Raw genomic sequence first — 5,635 nt, 5'->3', positions numbered from 1 at the left:
CAGCATATTCCATTAGGGGCAGAGGCGACGGCCTCGTCAAAAGCCCGGATGTATGGCTGCAATCCCAACCTTGTTCTTGGCTTAAACAAAAAGATGGCTTGGCAAAAGGGGGCGTCCATGTATGACAATCGAGCGCCGTCAAAACAGAAGGCTGCCAGATCAAGTCCGAACTTCTACCACTTATCCCACAGAACCCACTAAATTTGACGCCTGCGCGCCGGCCTTAAACAGCCAGCCCCCTGCCGTTCCCCAATCCATTAGTCCCAACCAAAACAATCCACGCCGCCATCAGCTTGACGCCCCACCCCCGCCTCAGTACCCTTTGTGTCGCGCAGCGCCCAATCACGCCGCGCAGGGTTTGGAAGCCCAGAAATTCGTAATCGCAGACTCGTTTGTGTCAGCTTTGGCACAACTACGTCTGCTGCCACGCTGTGCCCATTCGGATAGGCCGTGGCAGGGAGTTCCTTGTGAACTACCGGTCTTTGATTACGAATCCCGGTCTTCCAACCTTGTCACTGGCCTGTCCAAGTCTCACCGGACAGGTTTCCAACGCTGACTTGGAGACCGCAATGACTCCCCTATACTTCCTCCTGCCTTTTGCCAAACCGCCGCCGATCCCCCGCCAGGAACCACTGCGCCTGCTAGCCCAAACCCTGGACGCTTGCGCGCTGGCCCTGAACTGCCTCACCCAACTACGCGCCACCCTGGCCGCGATCCAAACCCACACCACCCCCGCCTCCCACCAGCAGCTATTAGCGCGACTCTCCGTCGAAGTGCTGGACCACTACGCCGCCCAACTGCAACACATCAACGCCACGGCCCAAAGCGAGCGCACGGCATGGGAGACAACATGAAACCCAGCTTGATGCAGTTGCATAAGGACTTGCTGCTGGGCAACACCCGCAGCGTGACGCTCACCATCCAGGCGCTCGACGCCATCGCCGGCCATCAAAAAGCCGGCGGCGCGGCCTTCACCCTAGTCAACGCCAAAGCCGCCCTGGCCGCCGCCCGGCAGATCGACGCCGCCCAGCTCTACCTCACCCCGCTGGCCGGCATTCCTCTCGTCATCAACGATAGCTTCGACGTACAAGGCCAAATCACGCGCGCCGGCTCCGTGGTGCTGAAATCCAGCCCGCCCGCCAGCCAAGACGCGGCCATCGTCGCCACCCTGCGCGCGGCCGGCGCCGTGCTGCTAGCCCGCGCCAATATGAGCGAGTTCTCCTACTCCGGCCTGGGCCTGAACCCGCACTACGGCACCCCGCTGAACCCCGGCGATCCCACCCGCGTAGCCGGCGGCTCCAGTTCCGGCGCGGCGGTCAGCGTGGCCCTGGGCATGAGCGCGGCCGCGCTGGTGTCCGACAGCAGCGGCTCCGCGCGCATCCCCGCCGCCTTCTGCGGCCTGGTCGGCTTCAAGGCCACGTCAAAGCGAATGCCGCTGCAAGGCTGCCTATCCCAATCCTTCTCCCTGGACTCCGTCGGCATCCTGGCGCGTTCTGCCCCCTGCTGCTCCGTCCTGGACGCCGTGCTCAGCGGCGGCTGGATGCCCGCCCACACCCGCAGCGGCCAAGCGCCGGGCATCAAAAGATGCCGGTTCTACGTCACCGAGGACTATCTCGCGGAGCAACTGGACCCTGCGGTGGCCCAAGCCTTCGACAAGGCGCTGACGCGCCTGTCCAAAGCCGGCGCCCGCATCATTCGCTTCGACTTTCCGGAACTCAGGCAGATTGCTGAAATGAACGCCCAGGGCGGACAAATCGCGGCCGAAGCCTGGCGCCGGCACCGCACGCGGCTGGAAGGAAAGGACAACGGCCGCTACGACCCGCGCATCGCCCAGCTCATCCGACAAGGGGCAAATCAGAGCGCCGTGGATTATCAAGACCTGCTTGAGCAACGTCGCACGCTGCAAGCCGTCGCCGCGCATCGGCTCTCCATGGCCGACGCCTGGCTCATGCCCACCGTGGCGATCCTGCCGCCCACGCTGGCTCAGTTGGAGGACGACGACGCCTACACCCGCTTGAACCGCCTGGTGCAGCGCAATAGCGCCGTCGTCAATCTGCTGGACGGCTGCGCCGTCAGCCTGCCCCTCTCCCCCCAAATCGGCTTGAGCGTATGCGGGCTGCACGGCAGCGACACCCACATTCTGAAATTGGCGGCCGGCATTGAAGCCACGCTGGCGAAAACGGAAGGAGAATGACATGGATGCCCCAATGCCCGTGATGGAGCAATTGAAGCAGCTGAATCAAAACTTGCTCGACGCCCAGCCGGACCAAACCGCACTGTCCCATCTGGGCCAGCAACTAAGCCAACAGTGCGCGGAAATGGATGCCTGTCTGCTGCAGGGCTTGATGGAACTGCGCGCCGCCCATATCGGCTTGCAAGCCATCCTGACCCTGCTGCAACGGCGCGATGAACCGCTGCAGTTCAGCAGCGATGAAGCAGTGGCGCTGCTGGAGCCGGTACAGCAACGCTTGAGCCTTGGCCTCAACCGTATCAACCAACTATTGTAGTCGGCCCTATCAGCCAGGGAGCGCCCCGACAATGGAGCCTATATAGAGTAAAAGCAGGCATATTGCTGCATGAGCTTTTACCTATAAGTCTTCATGAATTTTTAACAGCAATATTTATGCCCCGGCTACGGCTGGGGCATTTTTATGTGGGCTACCGCAAGGTGCTTGATCAGAAATTCGGTTTGTCACTGGTCGTAACTCGGCCGGAGCAGTCTGCCATCCCATCTGTCCTGTGTGCCTACTCTGAGTCATATACCGGCCATTTCTCTGCCATCAGTATCAAACGTCGGCTACCGACAACGGGGGACGCGAACTACTGACCCATTGTAGCCCATCGCTATATCGGTCAGAACTGCTCAGTAGTAGCGAAAACAGTCACTCGACAATCTGGCTCGACTAGTCGCGTGGAGCTAAACCCCGATATCTAGTTGCGAAGCGTATGTGCGTGTTGGCTCACTGCATTTTGTCTGCGTACCGTTCCGAAACTAGACTGTAAGCGTTCTATTGTTCGGAAAGCATCCCATGACGAAACCTGCCGTCGAATTCGTCGCCCATGGCAACAAGCTTTACCTTATCTACCGACCCAGAATTGACGCTTCATGGGTTTATAATCGCTTTGCGAGGGGTGAACCGCTCGACATTAAGGGCACCTTTCATCTGACCGTGGCTGACCTGGCGGAAGACCAAGCCAATCGGAATCCAAACGATCTCGATGATGGGGAATTTCGCTTCGTAGTAGCTACGGCCAAGGGCAAATACTTCGTATTTAAACCTGAAATCGTTGAGGTCTCCGTCCCCGTCCTAGTGGCGAGGGACGTAAAACCGACGTGGAAGTGGTTCAGTGCTGAGACAAAGGTGTCGGTACTGAAATTGCTAGCCGAACTCAAGCCCAGCCGTATCGTTATCGGCGGTGAGGCCACGGACGCAATTCCCGTCTTTCAATACGAGAAGTTGGTCGAGCAGTTCCCTACGCCATATGAGCTCAAGCGCTATGTGCGGTCTCGGCTCTCAGTAGTGTTTCGCGAACTCTCCGATGCCAAAGTCGATGCCGAGGCTGCACTACGGAAATACGTGGCCAAACGGGTCACGGCTAAGCCGCAGAACCTCATCCAGCCATTCCGCGAACTGGAGGTATCAAAGTACAAGTTCCTTCAACAACAGCTAACGGAGATGCTCGCGGCTGCAGAAGGGTACTCGGAACTCCAATGGCAGGAGCAAATTTTAGACATCGTGCGGCTCCTAAACCCGAAGTACATTGCGGCGTTAACGTCGGTCTCAATCAAGGACACTATCACTGGTGGGCGTCGTCAGGTCGACATCCTACTAGTCGATGCAAACGGAAATGTCGATGCCATAGAAATCAAGAAACCCTTCAAGGCCAAGATTGTTACTGAGACGACGTACCGCGACAATCACGTGCCGCACCGCGAACTCGCGGGCACGCTTACACAAGTCGAGAAATACCTATTCCACTTGAACCGCTGGGGAACGGCAGGGGAAGAACAGCTCACAAAACGTCTCAAGGAGAAGCTACCGACCGGACTAAAGATCCGGATCGTCAATCCCTGCGGCCTGATCATCATGGGCCGCGACAACGACCTTACAGACCAACAGAAGGCTGACTTCGAGATATTTCGACGCCAGAACAAGAATGTTGTCGACGTCGTCACCTATGACGACCTATTGCGCCGCCTGGAAAGAGTACTAACTCAGTTCGAGTCCGGGCATTAATTTGTAGAAGTTCAGACTTGATCTGACGCCGCCCCCTTACCCAACTTCCATTTTCAGTACATCAAGAAGCCCTCACCCTCCTGCGATTGCCCCGCCAAGGCCACACCCATGCCGTCGCCTCGGATGCGCGCGCCCTCGGCGTCTATCGCATCCATGATGTGCTTGGCGGCCTTGGCCAGCGTTGCCTTGCCCTCGTCCGGCCCCACGCCCTAATAGCCGCTGTCCAGCAACTTCATGGGGATCACCGCCGCTATCTATATCTTGCGCTGAGCATGAAATCTCTTCGTGGTTTCCAGCCTGACAAGATGTGCTTTGCCGTGGAGCGCTCTCTTCCAAGCCGCGAACGTGCCACACCTGTCCTTTAGAACTGGGCCTCTCCAAACCTTGACCTAGGTCGCTTGTTCCGCCGCAAGCCATCCAAATAGAATGTTTCCGCTCTCCATTGCGAACCAACATCAATAGGCCACTTTGCGTAAGTGGCTTTTCTTTGCGGACATTCTATTCCATGGATATCAGCCAGCTGCTTGCCAGTTTTTCCAGTGCCTTCACGCAAGACAATCGTCTGCTCACGCTGTCCCTCGGGGATGGCAGCATCGCAGCTGAAACCCTGTTGCCTCAGACGCTGGAAGGCGAGGAAGGCGTTTCAGAGAGCTATCGCTATCAATTGACCTGCCTGTCTCCCAATGGCTCCATCGAACTGAAGTCTCTGCTGGGCGTGGCCGCAAAGATAGGCATTGCCGCCGCCTCCGGGGAAGAGCTAGTGCGCTGTGGGGTGGTGTCGGAGGTGAAGCAGCTGGGGGCGGATGGCGGTTTCGCTCAGTACGGTTTGACGGTGGAGGCCCCTTTTTCGCTGCTGCGCTATCGGCGGACTTCACGCGTGTTCCAGGACTTGACCGTACCGGACATCATTAATCAGATTCTGGCGGAGCATCAGGCGAATAATGCTCAGTTCGCACGGGTTCAGACTTTGGACATTCAAGTGGGTCCGGCTTCGCCGCGCAGCTACTGCCTACAGTACCGTGAGAGCGACTATGACTTTATCGTGCGCTTGATGCATGAAGAGGGTTACGGCTGGCGGTTTGCCCACTCTGAGAAAGACAAGCTGCCGCAAGTACAGCTGATCCTGTTTGATGATCCATTTGGATTGCCAGCCGCCTGCATGGAGCGTCTTCGCTTTCACCGTAGCGATGCGACGGAAGAAGAGGATGGCTTAACCGCTTGGGAGTCTTCCCGGCAAATTGTATCCGGCAATGTCGCTCTGGCGAGCTTTGATTACCAGCCTGTCGCCAGCAATATGACGGGCGATGAAAGCCAAATCAATCAGGGCCAGAGCGGCAAGGCCTTACAGTCCACCTTGCAGGACTACGCGCCGCAGACGCTTTACTATGCGAGCGATG

General features: G+C 58.0%; 7 protein-coding genes. 6 read left to right on the top strand and 1 reads right to left on the bottom strand.

The window, feature by feature from the left end:
- From B0T39_RS26010 to B0T39_RS24445, 5 genes are all read left to right on the top strand, one after another.
- On the top strand, positions 1-201 hold a 201-nt coding region (locus B0T39_RS26010; RefSeq protein ID WP_217806338.1), incomplete at its 5' end, for a hypothetical protein.
- A 368-nt stretch (positions 202-569) separates the two neighbouring features.
- Positions 570-854: a hypothetical protein gene (locus B0T39_RS24460; protein ID WP_081551325.1), complete on the top strand. Its 285-nt coding sequence runs from the start codon at positions 570-572 to the stop codon at positions 852-854.
- On the top strand, positions 851-2,194 hold the full coding sequence (locus tag B0T39_RS24455) for an amidase (RefSeq protein ID WP_081551323.1): 1,344 nt from the start codon (positions 851-853) through the stop codon (positions 2,192-2,194). Before B0T39_RS24460 ends, B0T39_RS24455 begins: the two co-directional genes overlap by 4 nt.
- A gap of 1 nt (position 2,195) precedes the next feature.
- A complete protein-coding gene (locus B0T39_RS24450) occupies positions 2,196-2,507 on the top strand; it encodes a DUF1484 family protein (RefSeq protein ID WP_081551321.1) in 312 nt (103 codons plus the stop codon).
- Between the two features lie 522 nt (positions 2,508-3,029).
- Positions 3,030-4,238: a Shedu immune nuclease family protein gene (locus tag B0T39_RS24445; protein ID WP_081551319.1), complete on the top strand. Its 1,209-nt coding sequence runs from the start codon at positions 3,030-3,032 to the stop codon at positions 4,236-4,238.
- 53 nt (positions 4,239-4,291) lie between these two features.
- On the opposite strand, the gene B0T39_RS25775 is transcribed toward B0T39_RS24445, so the two are convergent.
- The gene (locus B0T39_RS25775) at positions 4,292-4,444 is read right to left on the bottom strand and encodes a hypothetical protein (protein WP_176219657.1); all 153 of its coding nucleotides are present in this window, start codon (positions 4,442-4,444) and stop codon (positions 4,292-4,294) included.
- Positions 4,445-4,743: 299 nt separating this feature from the next.
- Here B0T39_RS25775 and B0T39_RS24440 point away from each other — a divergent pair.
- Positions 4,744-5,635: type VI secretion system Vgr family protein (locus B0T39_RS24440; RefSeq protein WP_141111399.1), on the top strand; the 892-nt coding region annotated here is incomplete at its 3' end.

Source organism: Chromobacterium haemolyticum, from assembly GCF_002081825.1.
GTDB classification, from domain to species: domain Bacteria; phylum Pseudomonadota; class Gammaproteobacteria; order Burkholderiales; family Chromobacteriaceae; genus Chromobacterium; species Chromobacterium fluminis.
Note: the sequence above shows the minus strand (reverse complement) of the source record. Positions and strands in the feature narration are given on the sequence as shown.